General features: G+C 50.1%; 24 protein-coding genes and 2 riboswitches. Of the genes, 5 read left to right on the top strand and 19 right to left on the bottom strand.

Annotated features, from left to right (window positions below):
• Positions 1–56: 56 nt before the first annotated feature.
• The 5 genes from ACTRXF_RS02120 to ACTRXF_RS02100 all read right to left on the bottom strand — a co-directional run bounded on the left by ACTRXF_RS02120 (position 57) and on the right by ACTRXF_RS02100 (position 3818).
• On the bottom strand, positions 57–1790 hold the full coding sequence (locus tag ACTRXF_RS02120) for a SulP family inorganic anion transporter (protein ID WP_474277641.1): 1734 nt from the start codon (positions 1788–1790) through the stop codon (positions 57–59).
• A 160-nt stretch (positions 1791–1950) separates the two neighbouring features.
• On the bottom strand, positions 1951–2124 hold the full coding sequence (locus ACTRXF_RS02115) for a hypothetical protein (RefSeq protein ID WP_474277639.1): 174 nt from the start codon (positions 2122–2124) through the stop codon (positions 1951–1953).
• A 34-nt stretch (positions 2125–2158) separates the two neighbouring features.
• Positions 2159–2725, bottom strand: coding sequence for a hypothetical protein (locus ACTRXF_RS02110; RefSeq protein ID WP_474277637.1), 567 nt, complete (start codon positions 2723–2725; stop codon positions 2159–2161).
• A 47-nt stretch (positions 2726–2772) separates the two neighbouring features.
• Entirely contained in the window at positions 2773–3192 is a 420-nt protein-coding gene (locus tag ACTRXF_RS02105; protein ID WP_474277634.1) for an RDD family protein, read from the bottom strand.
• Positions 3193–3305: 113 nt separating this feature from the next.
• Complete coding sequence (locus ACTRXF_RS02100; RefSeq protein ID WP_474277631.1) at positions 3306–3818, bottom strand: GNAT family N-acetyltransferase; 513 nt, start codon at positions 3816–3818, stop codon at positions 3306–3308.
• Positions 3819–3973: 155 nt separating this feature from the next.
• A riboswitch (glycine riboswitch) is annotated at positions 3974–4078 on the top strand.
• Between the two features lie 3 nt (positions 4079–4081).
• A riboswitch (glycine riboswitch) is annotated at positions 4082–4159 on the top strand.
• A gap of 78 nt (positions 4160–4237) precedes the next feature.
• On the opposite strand from ACTRXF_RS02100, the gene ACTRXF_RS02095 reads away from it, so the two are divergent.
• The 3 genes from ACTRXF_RS02095 to ACTRXF_RS02085 are packed head-to-tail and all read left to right on the top strand — an operon-like array spanning position 4238 to position 5793.
• Entirely contained in the window at positions 4238–4735 is a 498-nt protein-coding gene (locus tag ACTRXF_RS02095; RefSeq protein WP_474277629.1) for a serine dehydratase beta chain, read from the top strand.
• Positions 4732–5616: an L-serine ammonia-lyase, iron-sulfur-dependent, subunit alpha gene (sdaAA, locus tag ACTRXF_RS02090; RefSeq protein WP_474277627.1), complete on the top strand. Its 885-nt coding sequence runs from the start codon at positions 4732–4734 to the stop codon at positions 5614–5616. The genes ACTRXF_RS02095 and sdaAA overlap by 4 nt, the downstream gene beginning before the upstream one ends.
• Before the next feature lie 36 nt (positions 5617–5652).
• Entirely contained in the window at positions 5653–5793 is a 141-nt protein-coding gene (locus ACTRXF_RS02085; RefSeq protein WP_474277625.1) for a hypothetical protein, read from the top strand.
• A gap of 441 nt (positions 5794–6234) precedes the next feature.
• Here the strand turns inward: ACTRXF_RS02085 and ACTRXF_RS02080 are convergent, their stop codons facing one another.
• The gene (locus tag ACTRXF_RS02080; protein ID WP_474260727.1) at positions 6235–6717 is read right to left on the bottom strand and encodes a universal stress protein; all 483 of its coding nucleotides are present in this window, start codon (positions 6715–6717) and stop codon (positions 6235–6237) included.
• 271 nt (positions 6718–6988) lie between these two features.
• On the opposite strand from ACTRXF_RS02080, the gene ACTRXF_RS02075 reads away from it, so the two are divergent.
• The gene (locus ACTRXF_RS02075) at positions 6989–7126 is read left to right on the top strand and encodes a hypothetical protein (protein ID WP_474260726.1); all 138 of its coding nucleotides are present in this window, start codon (positions 6989–6991) and stop codon (positions 7124–7126) included.
• Positions 7127–7177: 51 nt separating this feature from the next.
• Here the strand turns inward: ACTRXF_RS02075 and ACTRXF_RS02070 are convergent, their stop codons facing one another.
• The 5 genes from ACTRXF_RS02070 to ACTRXF_RS02050 all read right to left on the bottom strand — a co-directional run bounded on the left by ACTRXF_RS02070 (position 7178) and on the right by ACTRXF_RS02050 (position 10786).
• Entirely contained in the window at positions 7178–7750 is a 573-nt protein-coding gene (locus tag ACTRXF_RS02070) for a nitroreductase family protein (RefSeq protein WP_474277623.1), read from the bottom strand.
• Positions 7751–7791: 41 nt separating this feature from the next.
• A complete protein-coding gene (locus ACTRXF_RS02065; RefSeq protein WP_474277621.1) occupies positions 7792–8658 on the bottom strand; it encodes a pirin family protein in 867 nt (288 codons plus the stop codon).
• A 131-nt stretch (positions 8659–8789) separates the two neighbouring features.
• Entirely contained in the window at positions 8790–9227 is a 438-nt protein-coding gene (locus ACTRXF_RS02060) for a MarR family winged helix-turn-helix transcriptional regulator (protein WP_474277619.1), read from the bottom strand.
• Between the two features lie 63 nt (positions 9228–9290).
• Positions 9291–10202: an aminoglycoside phosphotransferase family protein gene (locus tag ACTRXF_RS02055; protein WP_474277617.1), complete on the bottom strand. Its 912-nt coding sequence runs from the start codon at positions 10200–10202 to the stop codon at positions 9291–9293.
• 128 nt (positions 10203–10330) lie between these two features.
• A complete protein-coding gene (locus tag ACTRXF_RS02050) occupies positions 10331–10786 on the bottom strand; it encodes an Lrp/AsnC family transcriptional regulator (protein ID WP_474277614.1) in 456 nt (151 codons plus the stop codon).
• 185 nt (positions 10787–10971) lie between these two features.
• On the opposite strand from ACTRXF_RS02050, the gene ACTRXF_RS02045 reads away from it, so the two are divergent.
• Entirely contained in the window at positions 10972–11874 is a 903-nt protein-coding gene (locus ACTRXF_RS02045; RefSeq protein WP_474277612.1) for a DMT family transporter, read from the top strand.
• Between the two features lie 13 nt (positions 11875–11887).
• Here the strand turns inward: ACTRXF_RS02045 and ACTRXF_RS02040 are convergent, their stop codons facing one another.
• The 8 genes from ACTRXF_RS02040 to ACTRXF_RS02005 form a co-directional block, all read right to left on the bottom strand.
• On the bottom strand, positions 11888–12748 hold the full coding sequence (locus ACTRXF_RS02040; RefSeq protein ID WP_474277609.1) for an SDR family oxidoreductase: 861 nt from the start codon (positions 12746–12748) through the stop codon (positions 11888–11890).
• 89 nt (positions 12749–12837) lie between these two features.
• On the bottom strand, positions 12838–12981 hold the full coding sequence (locus tag ACTRXF_RS02035) for a hypothetical protein (protein ID WP_474277607.1): 144 nt from the start codon (positions 12979–12981) through the stop codon (positions 12838–12840).
• Positions 12982–13027: 46 nt separating this feature from the next.
• Positions 13028–13534 (bottom strand): GNAT family N-acetyltransferase, encoded by a 507-nt coding sequence (locus ACTRXF_RS02030; RefSeq protein ID WP_474277605.1) that lies wholly within the window; start codon positions 13532–13534, stop codon positions 13028–13030.
• Positions 13535–13720: 186 nt separating this feature from the next.
• Positions 13721–14737 carry a hypothetical protein gene (locus ACTRXF_RS02025; protein WP_474277603.1) on the bottom strand — a complete coding sequence of 339 codons (1017 nt, stop codon included), beginning with the start codon at positions 14735–14737 and terminating at the stop codon, positions 13721–13723.
• Positions 14734–15963, bottom strand: a complete 1230-nt coding sequence (locus tag ACTRXF_RS02020) for a glycosyltransferase family 2 protein (protein WP_474277601.1) — start codon at positions 15961–15963, stop codon at positions 14734–14736. Before ACTRXF_RS02020 ends, ACTRXF_RS02025 begins: the two co-directional genes overlap by 4 nt.
• A gap of 1 nt (position 15964) precedes the next feature.
• Positions 15965–16741, bottom strand: a complete 777-nt coding sequence (locus tag ACTRXF_RS02015) for a hypothetical protein (RefSeq protein WP_474277599.1) — start codon at positions 16739–16741, stop codon at positions 15965–15967.
• A 1-nt stretch (position 16742) separates the two neighbouring features.
• Entirely contained in the window at positions 16743–17876 is a 1134-nt protein-coding gene (gene wecB, locus ACTRXF_RS02010; protein WP_474277597.1) for a non-hydrolyzing UDP-N-acetylglucosamine 2-epimerase, read from the bottom strand.
• Positions 17877–18017: 141 nt separating this feature from the next.
• Complete coding sequence (locus tag ACTRXF_RS02005; protein ID WP_474277595.1) at positions 18018–18686, bottom strand: 3D domain-containing protein; 669 nt, start codon at positions 18684–18686, stop codon at positions 18018–18020.
• Positions 18687–18769: the final 83 nt, after the last annotated feature.

The raw sequence follows: 18769 nt of genomic DNA, 5'->3' as shown, positions 1-18769 counted from the left end.
TCCTGAGACCAGAACGAGGCCGGCAGGATCCTCTTCCCTGCCGGCCTCGTTCTTTGTTAAATCATGTAGTCCCAGGAGTCCTGCTTCGGCTCCGCGGGTGTTTTAAACGGGACGTTGCCCTCGTGTTCCAGAAAGCCTTCGAGGGTCTGGTATTTAATTGCTTCAGCGTATTTTTCATCCCATCCGGCCCGCAGCAGCAGATCCCGGACAGGTCCCTTGAGCTCGACAAACCATACCTGCACGTCCGGCTCCCGGCGGAACATTTCAATGATCTGTTCGAGAGCGCCGATGCCGGTCGTGTCAATGTCATTCACCCCGGACATATCAATCGCGGCCTTCAGCCCGCCGCTCTCTGTTTTACGGCGGTCCTGAATCGTTTTTTCCACCATTTTCACAAAATAGCCGACGTTCGAAAAATGAATACGCGTGTCCGCCCGGACGAGCACCGTACCCGGCACCCGCTTAGCATTCGGGAACCGCTGCAGGTCCAGATAGCTGTGGGTATCCTCCTCATAGCCGATCTCCACGATGTTCGGCCGGGAAATGTGGCGCAGCAGCAGCAGGATGGAAAAACCGATACCGATTAACAACCCCCACTGAATGCCGACGAGAAGCGTCGCAGCAAACGTCACCACCCATATCCATCCGTCCTCCGGCTTCACCCGGAAGGCGTCCTTTAGTGACCGGATGTTAATCAGCCCGGCGACCGAAACGAGAATAATGGCTGCAAGTACCGCGTACGGCAGAAAGTAGAATAAAGACGTGAAAAAGAGAAGCGTGACAAGCACCCCGGCAGCGGTAATAATCATCGCCGCCTGCGAAGCTGCTCCTGTACGGTAGCTGATGGCACTTCTTGAAAAGCTTCCGGTCACCGCGTAGGAGGAAAAAAACGGACCGGCAATATTGGCATACCCGATCGCCCGGATCTCTTTGTTCAGGTTCACACCAAAATCGTTTTTATCGCTCAGCGTTTTTGTGATCGCAAGCGTCTCCATCATCGCAATCAATGCAATCGTCAGGGCAGTCGGGATTAACACCTGCACATCCGCAAGGTTAAAGCCCGGCACGGTAAAATCCGGAAGGCCCTGGGGCACTTCCCCGACGACACTCACTCCCTGGTTGTCGAGGCGGAAAATCCCGACTGCCGCAATGCTTAGTACGACGACAATCAGAGAAACCGGGAGATTGCGTTTTACTTTCCGGCCCCCGATCAGAACCAGCAGGCTCAAGGTTCCAACGAGCAGGGTCGGGATATGTACCTGGGGCAGATGAACGATCACATCCCGCAAAAGCGGGATAATCTGCGTCTGGCTGCCGACACTGATCCCCATAAACTGCCCGAGCTGGCTCATGCCGATCGCAATCGCCACCGCCGAGGTGAAACCGCTGATTACGTTCGGCGAAATAAATTTCACAAACGCGGCGGCATTCAGCAGGCCAAGCGCTACCTGCATCACCCCGACCATGACCGTCAGCAGCAGCACGAGTGCCACGTAATCCGGCGTCGCCGGCTCAGCGTACAGCGACACCCCGGAAAAAACAAGAATCGACGCCATCGCCACCGGCCCGATAGCCAGATGCTTTGATCCGCCGAACAGGGCGTAGATTAAAAGCGGAAGCAGCGAGGCATACAGCCCCATCACCGGCGGCAGGCCGGCGAGAACGGCGTAGGCCATTCCCTGCGGCACAATCATAATAAAAATCGTAAAGCCCGCAGCCATATCCTTTTTCAGCGACTGATTATTGTATTCCTGCGGCATGCTTAATATGTTTTTTGTCCTCCGGCGCATAAATCCTTCCTTCTTTCTCCGTGAACTTGCAAAGTGTTCAATCTCTCTCTTATAAATCATGAACCATAACTGCTTAAAAGAAAAGCCCGCGCCGTACCTTTTTGTAAAAACAGACTAACGCCGCCAGCAACACAAAGGCAGACACCCGGAGGTCCCTGCCTTATTTTTCCCATTCGTTTTTCAGCTCTTCTTTGATTTCGGCTTTCAACTGCTCATATGCGGCTTCATCCATCTGTTTCTTCTTTACACGAAGCAAACGTTTACCAAATGCTTTTATGTTGAAAGCAATCATCAGCAGAGCGCCGACGATCAGCATATCCATAAGCAAGTCCACGGCTCTTCCCTCCTCAAGACAACGTGACTTCAACCTAGCCGCTGTTCTGTAAAAAGGCTTTAATTTGTTCACGGTGCGCGTCGGTGTCCGCCCTGGCCTCTTCTGAATAGGAGAGGGAATAGGTGCCTCCCTTCGCGTAAAACGTGTACGTAATCGGCCCACTCTGGATATCCCGGCCCACCGGACGTCCCCCAATACTGAGCACGTCATCGTGAGCGCCGAATACCATCTGATCGCCCGCTTCGTAATTTAAAATAATGTGAATGTCGTTGCTGTTGATGCCGTACACAAGCCGTGTACTGTAGTCCTCTTCATACCGGTGCCGGTTGCCCGCGTCCTGAAAATAAGGAAGAAGCTCGTCCTCTTCTTCCTCGCTGTACCAAATCTCCACTTCCTCGGGCTCCCCCTCTTCATTCTCGTTAATCTGCGCCCTCGAAACCGGTGCATCGTTCAACAACGGAAGCGGCACTTCTTCTCCCCATTCCGTTTCTATATTTCCAGGGACCTCTTCCTCTTCCTCCGTATAGTAAGAAGGTACGGAACAGGCGCTTAAAAGGATGAATATGCCAGCTGCCCCGGCAGAAAAGATCTTTTTTATCATGTATTTCCTCCGCTCGCATGATTGGCGTTACCATCCCGATAGTAAAGCTACCGGCTTTTTTTCACCACCCGGGTGCCCGCAAGAAAATCGTGCAGGGCCCGTTTGTCCTTACGGACAAGCACCATAATTATACTCGTGATCATCAGTATGTATAGAGTAATTCCGTACAAAATATTAGCTACGAGCACGCGCATCAGCATTGCCCCGATGCCAAGCTTCCTTCCGTCCATTTTCACAATCTGAATGCCCATGGCATACTTCCCGACCGTCTGGCCCTGCCATACTATCGGCAGAATCATGGAATATAGAAGCGATCCGGCACCGGAAAATATATCGACATTCACTTCATCGGGGTTGATCCATAGCATGGCCAGCATACTAATGAGAAGAATGGGGAAAGAAAGCAGGAGGCCGTCAATAACAATAGCGAGCAGCCTGCTGCCAAAACCGGCAGGTTCCTGTTGCATACATACACTCCTTTAATCACTCTTGTTGTAAGCTCTTCTTTTCTATTTTTTCATAATAATCTAATTTTTGGAAGTGACAATCTCCCTGGTTCCTTAATTTTCCAACGAGGTTCTCAGTCTGTCGGGAACAACGCAGTGTTCAGCCGGCCCATCACCAGCACATTGTAAAACGCGCCACGGGCAAAATGGGCTTTACGGAGCGTACCTTCTGGTTCAAACCCGCGGCTTTTATACAGCTGTACTGCGCGCGTGTTTTCTTCCACCACATCGAGCTCCAGCCGGAATAAGCCTAAATAATTATCGGCGATATCCAGCAGATGATCAAGCAGACGGCTGCCGATCCCCCGGTTCTGAAACTCATCGTGCACCGCCATGGCAGTCATGCCGTAGTAATGCAGCTTACCGCTCAGCACCTCCAGAGAGCCGATACCGACGACCCGGCCGCCGTACTCGGCAACAATCACATGATCGTTCGCCGTCAGCCCTTCAATAAATGACTGGCTGGAGGTTCTTCGCTCCGAAGGGAGTCCCAGCGTATAATGCATGACAGAAGGCTGGCGCCGGAGAATATTAATGTCTTTTTCATCTTCTGCCATGACGGGGCGCAGAATAATTTGTTCGCTCATAGTCGCATCCCTTCATTTCTTTCGGTAAATTGGTTTATTATTCCAGGCTAACAGGCTGCATCCAGTATATCGCTCTCATGCCAGCTGTCAAAAAATAGGTTTACTTTTCCAGACCGGATGTTTACACTAAAAGTAACAAAATATTGGTTTTGCAGATGAATGTATTGGGAGAGCCTGTAGAATATTACAGCACCGAAGGAGCAATTCTTCCCACCAGCCGGGAAGAAAAAACTCTCAGGTACCAGGACCAGTACAGGATGCACCTCTGGAGAAGGTATGCGTACCTGCCGAAGAAGAAAATTCTTGTCAAAGAATGAAATCTTTCAGGCACACAGACAGAGAAACGGCGATTCAGGCCGTTTCTCTGTCTTTTTTTGCATTAATGTAATCGTTTTCAATTCAAATTTGGAGGAATCGCTATGGAGTTTGACAGCTGTTTTGATATTATCGGCCCGATTATGGTCGGTCCCTCGAGCTCTCACACAGCGGGGGTCGTATCGATCGGGAAATTTGTGCACGACTGGCTGGGAGAGGTCACAGATGTGACAATCACGTTCTACGGCTCTCTCGCCTCCACCTATCAGGGACACGGCTCGGACAAAGCCATAATCGGCGGCCTGCTCGGATTATCCGCCCACGACACCAACGTCCGGAGTGCGTATGCGCTGGCCAAAGACGAAGGCCTTCGTTACGACTTCCAGTTCTGTCCGGGCACTCCAGGCGGATGCCACCCGAACACTGTACATCTTCAGGCATCGTCCGGCATAGAAACCGTCCGCGTATCCGGCGCCTCCATCGGCGGCGGAGTGGCCTGCATTTATGGAATTAACGGTCATGACACCAGCATTAATTTGGGAACGGGTCCGGATATTTTATCGATTGCAGCCCGCACGAAAAAGGAGGCGTCATTTATATGAACGATACCATTGAAAGTATTGTACAGGAATGCATGGCTCAGGACATTTCCATTGGCGAGTGGATGCTGCGCCGTGAGGTTCGCCGCTCCAATTTTTCCCGGGAGCAGATTTTCGGACGCATGCAGGAGCGGCTGCAGGTAATGAAGCAGGCGGTCCGGGACGGAGTGAGTGACATTACGGAAACAGAGAGCAGGCTCTCGGGCGGTGATGCTTACCGGATGCATCAGTATAATCAAAACACCGACCCGTTATCCGGACCGGTCATCAGCACGGCGATGGAAGCAGCGATGGCCACGTCGGAAAGCAACGCAAAAATGGGCCTTATCGTCGCAACTCCCACGGCCGGGTCCGCAGGTATACTACCGGGCATTCTGGTCTCTCTCCAGGATAACCGCAGCATCGATGATGACACCCTGACGATGGGGCTGTTCACAGCAAGTGCCATCGGTTACGTATTTGCGAATCACGCCTTTATTTCCGGCGCGGCAGGCGGCTGTCAGGCGGAAATTGGCTCAGCGACGGCCATGGCTGCGGGCACGATTACGGAGCTGCAGCATGGCTCCCCGGAGCAGGCAGCCCACGCCACCGCAATAGCAATGAAGTCCCTTCTCGGACTCGTATGTGATCCGGTTGCCGGGCTCGTCGAAGTGCCGTGCGTGAAAAGAAACGTCATCGGCACCTCCATCGCTTTTTCAGCGGCCGATATGGCTTTAGCGGGCATAACCAGCCGCATCCCCTGCGATGAAGTTATTCAGACGATGCATACGATCGGCCGCGACATGCCGGGCAGCCTGAAAGAGACTGCTGAAGGAGGGCTTGCCCAGACCCCGACGGGAAAAGAAGCCGCCCGGAGGTTGTTTCAGCGGCCCTGCAGCTTATGAATCCCGGGCTCTAAATTCCACATAAGAGGTGAAGCTATGAACGAACGCCGTTTTTTTCAAATCTGGTTCGGTACTCTCACTCTCGTCAGCTTATTGTTTACGTACTGGGCTATAGCGGTTTCCGCCCTTCTTTTAGGCATTTTCTGCTTTATTTCTCCAAGGCCCAATGAAACGTAAATCCCTGAAACAACTCAAAAACGGCTTGATTATGGCTCCCGCCAGGCTCAAGCCGTTTTCTTTACTGTTCATATTCTATTTAAATTCCAGGCATTCTGCTTTCTGTTTCACCCCTGACGTGCTATTCTTACTATAAGTCCCTATAAAGGAGGTCATTGCCATCGACCATTTTGCATATGTACTTCAACGTCCCAAAAACCAGGTATACATAGGAACAGCCGCCGATATCCGCTCACGCTTCGGCAGCTCGGAACCCGTTTATTTTTGTTCCGAGGATGAACTGCTCGCCAGCTTAAACGCCTTTCGCGATGAAGAGCTTATCATCACTACCGTTAGTGACCTTCCAGTGATTAAACAAAAATGGGACGATAAAAACCAATACACTCTTTAATGACGCACAAAGATCCCCGGCGGGATTACTCCCCCCGGGGATCTTTTGTTTTACTGAAGCGGTGCGGTGTGCGCTCGCTGGATCGAAGCGATCGCCGGGTCAACGACATGAACGTCGCAGGGAGCGTGCTTCACCACCGTTTTTGTGGTGGTGTTTCCCTGTATCGCCTGGCCGAGGGCATTGCCGCCGGACTGCCCGAGAATGATAAGATCCGGGTCAACCCTTTCACAGAGCTGGTTCACGAGACGTTTTTTCGGCACTCCATTGTCCAGGACGGTCTTTACCCGCGGTACGCCTTTTTCTTCGGCGTTTTTCCGGTACGCTTCAAGCCGGTATTCTGCTTCTGCGTGCAGCCGCCTGATACCGATCGGGTCCATCCATCCGAGCGAGGAATATTCATTATAATGAAACACATAGGCGAGCGTCAGGTCGGCATCGTGCTTAACCGCGACACGGCACGCTTCGTCAAAGGCATCAACATTAGGGTTACTGAGCACATCAAGCGCTGCCAGGATATGGCTGTATTGTTTCAATCCATTTCACCTCTTAAATTTTTATAAAATAAAAGCCAAAAAGCACAGAGGTCTCCCTTTAGTACTTTTTGGCTTATGTTGCAGGCTTATGGATTCCCGACATTTCCGCCGCTATGGCTTGTATTTGTTACCATATTCCCAGGCGGTTTCAATACTCAAACTAAAAATATTGTGTTTTTATAATTTTCATTCATTTTCACATATAATTCGAGGTTTTAAATAATTGTTAAGCGGATACAATATAATTGAAATATGGTTGCAGGAGGATCGCATGAACAAACATCATCTTTTAAACCAGCTTAATGCTCTAAAACAGCAATGGGTCCAAAAAGAAATTTCTCTTCGGGAATACTTACAGCAGCGTTTGAATCTGCGTCAGCAGCTGAACAAAAGGCACGATGAAAAATAACAAAAAGCAGGCAGCGGGAGGAAGCCGCTGCCTGCTTTTTATATGCCGCTATTATTCCGTTATCCAGGTGGTCACCTGTTCCACCGGCTTCCGGTGCCCTTTCTTCATCTCCCGCATCGGATAGCCGATATAAATCAGTCCGAGTACTTTTCCCCGCCGCCCCAGGCCGAACAGATCGTTCATTTTCGGATGATAGCAGTGCGCCCCGGTGCGCCAGAAGGCCGCCAGCCCGAGGGCATGCGCAGCGAGCAGCATGTTCTGGATCGAGGCGTATACTGCGCCGTACTCTTCAAGCGTATCCACCCGCTCTTCCTCAGACGGCTCGGCTGCCACTGCAATCACGACCGGTGCACGCATCGGCTTTTCCTTCTGCTTTTCGAGATTCTTTTGCTTTTCCATTTTTTCTTCCGGCGTCATACCTTCCGCGGCAATGGCGGCCATCGCTTCCCCGAGCTGCCTGCGCCCGTCACCGGTCATGACGAAATACTGCCACGGCTCCGTTTTGTGGTGAGACGGCGCCCAGGTGCCGGCTTCGAGCACCTGCGCAATGATATCCTCCGGTACTTCAGTTTCTTCTACGAGTCCGTTACTGCGGCGTGAATGAATTGCTGTCAGTACATCCATTCTGCTCCATCTCCTTCATATTGAATGACACTCTGTTCAGCTTACTCTGCGGGCGGGCCGAATTTTCCCTCGTGAAAGTCCCGGTACGCCTGCCTGATTTCTTCCATACTGCTCATCACAAACGGACCGTACGGTACAATCTCTTCACGGATAGGTTCACCGGAATACACGAGCAGTCTCGTCCGGCGCTTATGGGCTTTAATGCGGAGCGTCGAGAGCGCTTCCGGATCTCCGTTATCCTCGAAGGTGAGCGTCGCCACGTCATGCTTGTTGACGGTACCATCCGCCACATCGGCACTGCCGGAGAGCGTGTATAAAAAGGCATTATGGTTTTCCGGCAGATGATGCACGTATTCCGCCCCCTCCGATAAATTAATTTCGGTCAGCGTGATGGGGACGAGCGAGTTCAGCGGCCCTTCTTCCCCGGCGACGGTCCCGGAAAAAACCTTTAAATTTCCGCCGTCAATCTGTACGGTCGGAGCCTCTTCTCCGTATACATTCTGGTAGATGGTATCGGTATTTCGCTGGTCCTTCGGCAGGTTCAGCCACAGCTGCAGGGTATGGGCGATATCATTTTCCACCCCGTCCTCTGCATGGCGGGCCGCCCAGCCGGCATTCATATACTGCACGTCGCCGGGCTCGAGAATATCGCGGCCGCCGCCGTTGTCAATGTGCTCAAGCCTTCCGTCCACCACATACGTAACAGTTTGAAAGCCACGGTGCGGATGATCCGGGAACGTGCCCTTCTTGAACCAGTCCTCGGCCATTAAAATGAACGGATCAAACTCCTTCCACCGGTCCACCGGCAGCACCCACCCCTTCTGAATGGAAGGAAAACCGAATTCCTCGTACTGTACCGTCCATTTATCACGGATCCGGCGCTGAAACAAATGCTGTTGATGCGCCATGAATAATCCCTCACTTTCAATTTAGTATGCATAGCAACTATTTACTCAAAAAATATATTCAATTCATTTAATCTGCATCTTTAGTACAACATATTTTTCTGGCTCCTGCAAAGAATCTACTCCGAGAGCCCCTACTCCCCCCAGAGACTCCCCGAAACATTTTTATTTATTTTGGCAAGCGTCTGTTCAAGCGCTTTGAGCTCTTCTATGCTGATTCCCTTCGTCACGGCAGCGTTGAAACGCTCGGCCGCCGGGCGTACCTTTTCCTGAAGATGCCTTCCTTCTTCTGTCACAAACAGCTGCATGGCCCGCTGGTCCTCAGTCCCCGCCGCCCGCCGTACGAACTGCTTTTTTTCAAGCTGGGCAGCCATCCGGGCAACGTTGGTTTTATCCTTCTGCAGCTTGCGGGCGATATCGTTCTGGGTGCGGCCGTCTTCTTCCCACAAAAGCATCATGATAAGGTTCTGCTCCGGAGTAAGATTAAACGCCTGCAGTTCTTCTTTAATAAAGCTCGTTAATTTCAAATCGGTCTGATGGATCATAATGCTGATAAAATCTTCGGTATGCATCTGAATTCCTCCGTTGACTGATGGATTTAAAAAGAACAGTTAAAGCGAGTAACTTTATAAGCTCTATTTCCAATACCATTCCGGTATATTTCTATCAAAATAATGGTGGTCCTGAATAACTTCTTTACTGTACCTGAGCAGCTTGTCATGCTGCACGTTACTTTCCCGGTATGCCCATACTATCGCTGATACGACATGAACGGCTGAATACAATGCATACAGCCTCCAAAAAAGGTTTTCATCAAATTCTGTTGCTTGAATATAACCATCGATACTTCCCCTACTGAACGCATGACTTACATTTTTCGTGAAAAAGCCGGTTTTTTGCAGATCATGCACCGGGTCACCCCAATCCATCCGGTCGAAATCTATAATTCCCTGGAACCGCCCTCCTGCTATTAACAGATTGGAGGGATGAAAATCATCGTGCTGGAATCTATTTGGGCGGTCTGCCATTAAATGTTCGTGCTTTTTGATATAAGTATACAGCAGATGCCCCGTTTCCTGATCCACCCCTGTTTTATTCAACTGCTCGAAGTACCGGTCGATCTTTTTTGTTTTCACCGTTTTCCAATCAGGATATTCAGGTGGTGCTTCAAGCTCATGCAGCCTTGCAAGCTCTTTGGATGCTTCAAAACCTGCTTTGTACTGATCTTTTTGGGAAAGAGAAGAAAGCACTGCTTCTGCATCAACTCCCGGCAGATATGTCATCAGCATAAACGCCTGTTCATTTCCATCATCTAACTTCCGTTTTCCGATATCTATTGCACGTGGAATAAAGGAAGAATAATTTTCAAGCGTATTCAACACTTTGAATACATGCTTTCGTTCCTCAAGCCTCCCGACCGGAAAAGTCTTCAGCAAATATTTATCATCCAGAATAAACTTCCCATTTCCTGAAAAGCCTTTTTGAATTGCTCGAATTGTTGAAGCGTATTTAATCGGATCATACTCTCGAAAACCATCCGGTATCATTGCTATTCTCCTCCGCTCTATGCAGCCCCACTACGAAAACATATCCGCTTTTTTTAAAGGCATTTTAACGTATTAATTGCTCGGTTTTGGCTATTCCGTTTTTTCTATATTAATCTCTGAATCTATTTTTATTTCCTGAGCGGCAGCACCGTCGAAGCCTTGACCTCCCTAAGCACGATGCTCGTCTGCAGCTGGGAGACGCCGAGCTGGTTCAGCTCCCGGATAAACGCCTCTAGCTCCTTGCGGCTGCGGTGGATCGTTTTCAGCATATAATCAAACGAGCCGGTCATGCAGTAGCACTCCATCACCTCCGGCATTTCCGATAAACGATGTTCGAGCTCGTTTAACTCCTGCGTCTGGTGAATGCTCGTACTCATAAATACCGTGCACAAAAGATCATACCCGAGCTTTTCCTGGTTGAGGATCGCCGTATACGAATCAATATATCCTTCCTGCTCCAGCCGTTTGACCCGGGCGTGAGTCGCCGGCGCCGAAAGGCTCACCCGCTGGGACAGCTCCAGGTTGCTGAGCCTCGTTTCCGTCTGCAGTAAATCAAGAATATGTACGTCCACATCGTCTAACATGCGTTTTCCTCCTTAATAATATTCGTTTATCAAGTGCTTTCTTCTCCTTAAACAAAAATAAATTCTTTTTCATGATCGTTTTATTAATAAATATTTTGTATTTATCAATTTATACAAAATAATATTTTATACAATCATTTTACATGATACATTTATTTCGTACAATATTACGGGAGGGAACAATCATGAAATACACCGCACTGCTGCTGCTCGCAAGCCTATGCTGGGGGAGCAATTTCATCGTTGGCGAAGGCTTGACCGCCTACGCTTCTCCCGTGACGCTGACGATTCTGCGCTACGGCATTGCTGTTTTCTGCCTGCTCCCCATCATTCTGTTCACAGAAAAACGCCTGCTTCCTGACAGAAAAGCGATTGTACCACTGCTTCTGATGGGAATTACAGGCGTCGCACTATTTAATATTCTGCAGTTTACCGCGCTTGATTCATCCAATGCCACCAGCGTAAGCATTATCTCGACGATGAATACGCTGTCGATCGCACTGTTTTCAGCGCTTCTTCTCCGTGAACGGCTGCGCGGCGCACAGATCATGGCCATGCTCATTTCCACCGCCGGCGTACTGCTCGTCGTGAGCGGCGGAAGTCTCACTGGCTTCTCTTTTGCCTCCGGCGATGTGTGGATGCTTGCGGCAGTTCTGGTTTTTGGGCTCTACTCAATCTGCAGCCGCTGGGCGACCACCATGGTGTCTCCGATGATGTCGGTCTGCTACTCCGGATTGTTCGGCGTACTCCTGCTGCTTCCAGTCAACGGCTTTCAGATTCCCGTCCATCAGATCGATGCCGCATTTATCGGATCGATGCTGTTTTTAAGCATCATTGCCACGATTGTCTGTATGGTGCTGTGGGGAATAGGTGTGAAGCATCTGGGAGCGACAACCTCCGGGCTGTTTTTAAACTTTAATCCGCTGTTTACCGCCCTGCTTGCCTTTATCCTTTTTGGCGAACACCTCACCTGGGCGCAGGCGGCAGGCAGCGCCATCGTCATCGGCGGATGCACCGCGTTTTCCCTTTTCACGAAAAAACGCGGGAGGCTGCTATCAGCTCCCGCGCTCCAAAAGCGTACAGCTTGAGGCGTTGTCGTAATTAAGACTCGGCTGGAAGTGTCCGCACGAGATGTTCAAGCGCGTCATGCATCGGCGTGGCCGGACGGCCGAGCAGCTTTTCAAAATCATTGCTTTCAATGTCGAGCGATCCGCTGCGGATGCCCTGCTGGATGCTTACAAGCATTGGTACAACCGCCTCCGGCATCCCGGCTTCCTTCATGATTTCCGCGTATTCATCGTCATCCACATGCTGCACTGGAATTTCTTTTCCGAGTACGCTTACGAGTTCGTCCTGGGTGTGCGGGCGGCCGGAAAGCTCGTAAACCGACTGCTGTACACCTTCTCCAGCGAGAGCCGCAGCCGCTGCTTCTGCGTAATCGAGCTGCAGCGCCCATCCTGTCCGGCCGGTCCCGGCAGCAGTAACCCACGGCGCCCCGTTCATGGCTCCCTGAATACCCGGCACTTCATTCTCAAGGTACCAGTTGTTGCGAAGAAATGCGTACGGAATGCCGGTTTCAATGATTGCATTTTCGGCTGCTCGATGCGGCGGAGCCAAAAACATCGTGCTGCTTTCTGCATGGCCGATGCTTGTGTAGGCAATAAAGGAAACACCCGCCCGCGCCGCAGCTTCCACCGCGTTCGTATGCTGTCGGATTCTTGTATCATTATCTCCGTCTGTTGAAATAATCAGCAGCCGGTCCACGCCGGCAAACGCTTCGTCCAGACTTTGCGGATCGTCAAAATCGCCGCGGCGCACGTCCACCCCTGCTTCCTTCAAATCTTGGGCCTTGTCCGGGTTCCGTACGCTGACGGCCAGCTGATCAGCCGGCATCTTTTTCAGCAGCGACTGCATCACCTGGGATCCTAATTTGCCTGTTGCTCCGGTTACTAGTGCTTTCATTTGTCATTCCTCCATTTCTATTGTTAATTATAACCAAAACAGTTACATATAGTACAACAAAACGACTGTCTTTTTAAATTTCGCCACAGCTATCCCAGCGTTAAAATCGCGAGCGCTGTAAGAAACAACGCATAGCTGCTGTAAACGGCAATTTTCCTCACCCGGCTGTTGGGAATAAAGCTGACCGCTGTCAATACACCGGCGAAGCCCAGCACCATGAGCATGATAAGCATGTTCTTCCTCCTTGGGCTGCCCGGTTCGCAGCTGTTTTTCTTCTATTTAAATAGCGCGCCTGTACCGGAGCGATACATAATCTTCGTCTTCCGTGTTCGCATACCCGATACGCTCTCCTTCGTACGTAAAGCCTCTGGCTTCATAAAAGGGAATCGCCAGCTGGTTGTCCTTCTGCACCGACACCCACTGCTCGGCCGATCCCCATTTCTGCTGCTGGCGGGTTACCGCGCCGAGCAGTTTCGTGCCGATACCCTCATTCCGGCGGGCCGGGTCCAGATACAGCACATACAGTTCGGATTCCTTCTCCCCAGTCATGCCACCGCCCGCAGCCCCTACTACTGTTTCATTTTCCAAAGCTGTAAAATAGCCGCCCCAGTCGAGGCTTGTATGCTTCACCTCATCGAGCACTCTGGCTTCATTATAAAACTCCCGGCACACCCGATCGAGATAATCATCGCTGCACAGCTTTCGGTACGTCGCCCAGGTCGCTTTCGTACAGACAGAAATAATGCCGGAGACATGTGAGGGTCCGGCCTGTTTGATATGTATCATCTTTTTCCTCCGGCATAACGATTTTATTAAAGCTTTTCTTTTGGTCTCTATCATATTCTAAACGTTTTTCCTGCTTTTTAATATATGTTACAAGGGAAAGATTAGCAGCAGGTGCCCTGAGTCATTACTAAAGATAAACCTCCGACGGTAAAGCATCCGTCAGAGGCAGTTGGTAATATTTTCTTTTTATCTACTGTCCTGTGCCTGCTCCAGCCGTTCGAGCGCAATTGCTGCCAGCATGTAATCGAAAAAATGGGTATCCTCTGCTGGGCTTGAAGCCTCGTAAAGCTCTCTCAACGGCTTCTCCCATTTTTCTGCTTCCTGAATGCTGCCATTATCAATTTCCTGGATTAAAAGCAGGGCATACACGCTTGCCGCCTCATAATTAACGGATGGTTCCTCTGAGGTCCGGTCGTAACGGCCGTAAATTTTACCTTCCTCTTCGTACTTTTCATCAATCCACTGTGCCAGCGCTTCCTTTTCAGGTGCTTCCGGGTTCATCTGCTGCATAATCAGCACCTGGTCAATCATATTCACTTCCTCCAGGTTGTACGCCTCCGGCTGCTGCTCTACAGCATTATACGATTCCAGATAAAACACGCTGCCGCTGTCCTCCGCACGCTGAATGATCTGAAGTTCCTTCAGCGGCCACCCGAACTGCTTCCATATTTCAATGGAAAAATAACTAAAATGAATTTCCGGTGATACCTGGTGCTCCTGCCAGTCGTAATAATCCCGCCAGCTTCCCTCCGAAAAATTACTGGCTCTCAGGCCGTCCTGAATCGCCCTGGACAGCTCCGTATAGCTGCTATTATTAAACTCGGCGCCAGCCTGATCGAGCACGGAGGCAATACGAACGTCATCAATCAACGCATTGGTGAATGTATTGCTCCCCTTCTTCCACTGAACCAGCTTCCCGGAAGGAACCTTTTGCAGAAGCGGTTCCAGCCGTTCTGCTTCGTCCTGAAAAAGTTCCTCCCGGCCGGTCAGCAGCAGATACTCCAAATACAGACCCTCCGCTTCAGATAAATACTCCGCCCCGCCGGTCTTCGGGTAATTCTGAATTAAGCCATTGTCGCCCCGATACTGCTCCTCCACCGTACTTACTACCGTATCCGTCTGATTGTACGCGTTGATGAAAGCAAACACCGCTGCAGCCATCATAATACTGGCTATCCCTATCATTAATTGTTTACGTGTCACGAGCTCCCGCCTTTAAACCGTTCCGTTTTGTCCCATTTAATCACTTTATGGCGCAGACGGCTTCCCACATAGGCATAAAAGCTTTTAGCGAGCAAAATCAAAAACAGCTGAGCGTAGGTGAAATACATCACGCTTCCTACGGCGACCTGCCTGGTCGTCACATCCCGCTCCAGCACCTGGGCGCTGAAAATCTGGCTCGTGTAAACAATATAGCTCATAAACCAGATCATCAAAAGCGGAACTGTAATCGCTGTGGTAAAAACATCAAAAAGACTGAGCACAAATAAAATATTGGATAAAAACAACAGGAGCACAAAAAACAGGTAGGTGATAATATGCTGAACCGAATGCAGCATGGTCGTTCTGTTCCAGAACGAAAAATCCTTGAACGATTTTTCGAGCAGATAAATGTTGCCAATTAACCAGCGCGTGCGCTGACGCAGAAAAATGGAGATCGTTTCCGGCTCCTGTTCCCACGTCTTAGCCTCCGGCACTACCGGGAGTCTCCATCCTTTCGCCGCCACCCGGATGGTTAATTCCGCATCCTCGGCGAGAGCATATTCATCGTAGCCGCCAAGCTGTTTCATCGCGTCTACTTCAAGCAGCATATTCGTACCAGCCAGGGACCCCATTTTCCACCAGTACCAGCGGCCGCTCTGCATCAGCAGCTGAAACACCTGAAACTCAAGGGCGATCATCCGCGTCAGTAAATTTTTCCTGGCATTGATCGTTTTCACATAGCCTACCGCTCCTACTGCCCTGTCGGTTTGTTCCGCAGCCTCCACCAGCTGTTTAACCGCCCCGGGCTCCGGCTGATTATCGGCATCATACACAAGAAAATATTTCGTGTCGATAAAGCTCAGGCCGTAGTTCAGCACCCGCGACTTTCCCTTCGGCTCCCCCGGGGGAACCTGAATGTAGTGAATACGGGAAAACATCCGGCTGTAAGCAAGGCCGATCTCTTCCGTTTCATCAGATGAATTGTCATCAAGCAGAAATACCCGAAGCTCCCCGGGATAATCCAGCGCATTCATCGCCTTCAGCGTTTCCTTCATAACCACACCTTCATTATGGGCAGGGATAAATATCGAAACGGAAGGATAGTCATTCAGTTCTTTATAAGGATACAGCCGCCGTCTGTGAATAACGCCGCCTACCGCCAGCCACGAATAATACAGCAAAAGGGCCCAGAAAAAGCTCATCACGCATATAAAAAATATTGTCACTTCAGGCCCCCGCCTTCTGCTGTTGTAAATGCTCCCGCGTTGCTTCGAGACTGTAGCTCTGTATTTCGGCGTAACGCAGCTCATACGGTGGTTCTATCATTGATACCTTTTCCTTGCAGTTTTCGTTAATCCGCTCGAGCACAATGCGCAGCCCCTTTTCATCCGTGTTCTGCAAAAACATCGTAAAGCTTTGGTCCCCGTTATTGGTTACCAGATCAAACCGGCTCCGGATCGAATCGATTAACACGCCGCTCATAACCTCCTGCAGTGCATCCTGCGTGTAGACAGAGCTGCGGAGCATGACTTCAACGAGAAATCCCTGCTCCCGGCGCCTTTGCATACCTGTTAAAAACAATTCCGCCTGATTGTTAAATTCACTGTTGGAAAGCATCATCAGCTCACCCTGGTATTTTTCCAGCTCCCTTACTTTCTGGCGCAGCGAATGGTTTTCCTCCACAGCTGTTTTCACCGAAACGAAAAACAGCCAGAACGAAATAACAAAGATGCTGAAAAGAATATGATGAAGAATTAATTCCTCCTGGGGAGGCGCTGCAGCAAAAAACATGCTCCACCCCGTCAGAAAAAATCCATACACCAGTACTGACACGAGGGCAGCGGGAAAAATCAACCGTGTGGGAAGTAAAATTACGACCCCCAGCAGCAGGCCGATGACAGATGTCACCATCAAACTAAGCACGGAGCTGCTGAACCATATCAGCGCCAGCATAGACAGAGCCATAAGACCGGACAACAGCACCATAGACTGAATAATTCTCATATTATTCTCTCCCCGCAGCCTGCGCGGAAGCGTAGTGCTTTTCCAGCATGCTGATAATTCGTTCTGCGGCTCTGCCATCGCCATACGGGTTAATGCCGCCTGCCATCTGCTGATAGCTTTGTTCATCGGTTAAAAGGTTCACGACGCACTGAACAATGGCTTCACGATTTGTTCCAATAAGCTTTAACACGCCTGCAGCAACCCCTTCCGGGCGCTCGGTCTGATCCCTGAGCACAAGCACCGGCTTATTCAGGGAGGGTGCTTCCTCCTGAACGCCTCCGGAATCTGTCAAAATAAGCATCGAACGGGAGGCAATATTATGAAAATCAACCGTATTTAGCGGCTCTGTTAAATGGATCCGCGGATGGTTTTGAAGCATTTGTTCAGCAAGCTCACGAACAGCAGGATTTTTATGAACCGGAAACAGGATATGAATATCCGGAAAAAAGTCGAGAATATCGTGCAGGGCCAGGAAAATATTCTTCATATTAACGCCGAGGTTTTCTCTGCGGTGCACGGTAACCAGTATAAAATCATGCCCGTTTATATGCTCCAGCAGTTCATGCTTATACTGCTTCTTTAATGTGAAACTTAAGCAGTCAATGCCCGTGTTGCCGGTCACATGTATGCCCGCAGCATCAATATTTTCCGCCAGTAAATTTTGTTTGGCTAATTCCGTCGGTGCAAAATGCCAATCCGCCAATCTCGACACCAGCTGTCGGTTCATTTCCTCCGGATACGGCGCATATTTATCATATGTACGAAGCCCGGCCTCGATATGCCCGATATCTACCTTTTGATAAAAAGCCGCCAGACTGGCAGCTAACGTCGTCGTTGTGTCCCCGTGCACCAAAACGACAGTAGGCTGTTCGCGCTGCATGACCGGCTCCAGACGCTCCAGTACTTTGGAGGTAATACCTGTAAGTGTCTGGCTTTTCTCCATCACCTTCAGGTCTACATCCACCTGCAGCTCAAACAGCTCCAGCGCCTGCTCAACCATTTCTTTATGCTGACCGGTCGTTACCAGGGTCAATTCAAATTGCTCATTTCCTGAAATTTTATGTACGAGCGGAGCCATTTTTATAACCTCCGGCCGGGTTCCGACTACACACATTATTTTGCATAGATCACTCACATTCGTGCCTCCAGTATAATATTTTCGGTATAAAATATTATACTGTTATTAACAAAAATTTCCTATGATACAAACCTATTGAACTGTGACACAAAAAAATCCTCTCCAGCTCTGGAGAGGATTTCTGCTTAGTGCTATTGATTAGTCGACTACTGTTACTTCGACGTCCTGACGGCCGAAGGAATAAGCGTCAGATTTAGTCGGCACGTGGATGTCAATGCGGTCGTTATTAATCGCACCGCCAGTGTCTGCTGCTTCATACGTACCCATGCCTTCGATTTTCACTGTAGAACCGAGTGGGATAACGTCTGGGTCCACAGCGATAACGTTCGCGTCACGGTCGTTGTTCAGGTTAACGCCAGTTGCCGTGATGCCGCTGCAGCCTGCACATTCAGCTGTGTATGCCGTAGCTTCCATGGTCATTGTGTCGCCACCGCTTGTGCTGTTCGAGGACTCGGAAGTCGAAGCGCCTGCTACTTCTTCGCTGGAGGAATCAGATGAGCTGGATCCACCGAGAGCTGCCTGTGTTTCCGGACCGGCTACGCCGAAGTAGTTGCCGGCAGAAGAAGAAATGCCGTTATCTGCCTGAAAGTCTTTGACAGCACTTTCTGTTCTAGGTCCGAATGTGGAGCCGGTGTTTCCGTGGAAATAGCCTTTTTCCTTCAGCGTGTCCTGAAGCTCCGCAACAGAAGAGTTAACGTCTCCTCTGTCCATTTGGCCGTGGTCGCTGATGGATGCGTCCGCTGCCTGTGGTGCTCCGAATACGACGCCTGCTGTAATTGCTGTTCCAAATAATGTTTTTTTCATCATGTTGATTCAACCTCCGAGGTAAAAATATTTTTTTCGTCCCGATGACGATGCCCAATGAATTGTTTGCCTATATGATTACTTAC

This window comes from Marinococcus sp. LNHM3E3-2.2 (genome assembly GCF_056034385.1).
The sequence above is the reverse complement of the archived record's forward strand: the minus strand, read 5'-3'. Positions and strand labels throughout refer to the sequence as shown.

Coding starts and splice junctions, on each gene's coding strand:
- ACTRXF_RS02105 (WP_474277634.1), bottom strand. CDS start 3,192: ATGCAACAGGAACCTGCCGGTTTTGGCAGCAGGCTGCTCGCTATTGTT.
- ACTRXF_RS02070 (WP_474277623.1), bottom strand. CDS start 7,750: ATGGATGTACTGACAGCAATTCATTCACGCCGCAGTAACGGACTCGTA.
- sdaAA (WP_474277627.1), top strand. CDS start 4,732: ATGAACGATACCATTGAAAGTATTGTACAGGAATGCATGGCTCAGGAC.
- ACTRXF_RS02065 (WP_474277621.1), bottom strand. CDS start 8,658: ATGGCGCATCAACAGCATTTGTTTCAGCGCCGGATCCGTGATAAATGG.
- ACTRXF_RS02055 (WP_474277617.1), bottom strand. CDS start 10,202: ATGATACCGGATGGTTTTCGAGAGTATGATCCGATTAAATACGCTTCA.
- ACTRXF_RS02075 (WP_474260726.1), top strand. CDS start 6,989: ATGAACAAACATCATCTTTTAAACCAGCTTAATGCTCTAAAACAGCAA.
- ACTRXF_RS02030 (WP_474277605.1), bottom strand. CDS start 13,534: ATGATACATATCAAACAGGCCGGACCCTCACATGTCTCCGGCATTATT.
- ACTRXF_RS02015 (WP_474277599.1), bottom strand. CDS start 16,741: ATGAGAATTATTCAGTCTATGGTGCTGTTGTCCGGTCTTATGGCTCTG.
- ACTRXF_RS02040 (WP_474277609.1), bottom strand. CDS start 12,748: ATGAAAGCACTAGTAACCGGAGCAACAGGCAAATTAGGATCCCAGGTG.
- ACTRXF_RS02085 (WP_474277625.1), top strand. CDS start 5,653: ATGAACGAACGCCGTTTTTTTCAAATCTGGTTCGGTACTCTCACTCTC.
- ACTRXF_RS02100 (WP_474277631.1), bottom strand. CDS start 3,818: ATGAGCGAACAAATTATTCTGCGCCCCGTCATGGCAGAAGATGAAAAA.
- ACTRXF_RS02045 (WP_474277612.1), top strand. CDS start 10,972: ATGAAATACACCGCACTGCTGCTGCTCGCAAGCCTATGCTGGGGGAGC.
- ACTRXF_RS02005 (WP_474277595.1), bottom strand. CDS start 18,686: ATGATGAAAAAAACATTATTTGGAACAGCAATTACAGCAGGCGTCGTA.
- ACTRXF_RS02035 (WP_474277607.1), bottom strand. CDS start 12,981: ATGCTTATCATGCTCATGGTGCTGGGCTTCGCCGGTGTATTGACAGCG.
- ACTRXF_RS02050 (WP_474277614.1), bottom strand. CDS start 10,786: ATGTTAGACGATGTGGACGTACATATTCTTGATTTACTGCAGACGGAA.
- ACTRXF_RS02120 (WP_474277641.1), bottom strand. CDS start 1,790: ATGCGCCGGAGGACAAAAAACATATTAAGCATGCCGCAGGAATACAAT.
- ACTRXF_RS02095 (WP_474277629.1), top strand. CDS start 4,238: ATGGAGTTTGACAGCTGTTTTGATATTATCGGCCCGATTATGGTCGGT.
- ACTRXF_RS02110 (WP_474277637.1), bottom strand. CDS start 2,725: ATGATAAAAAAGATCTTTTCTGCCGGGGCAGCTGGCATATTCATCCTT.
- ACTRXF_RS02060 (WP_474277619.1), bottom strand. CDS start 9,227: ATGCATACCGAAGATTTTATCAGCATTATGATCCATCAGACCGATTTG.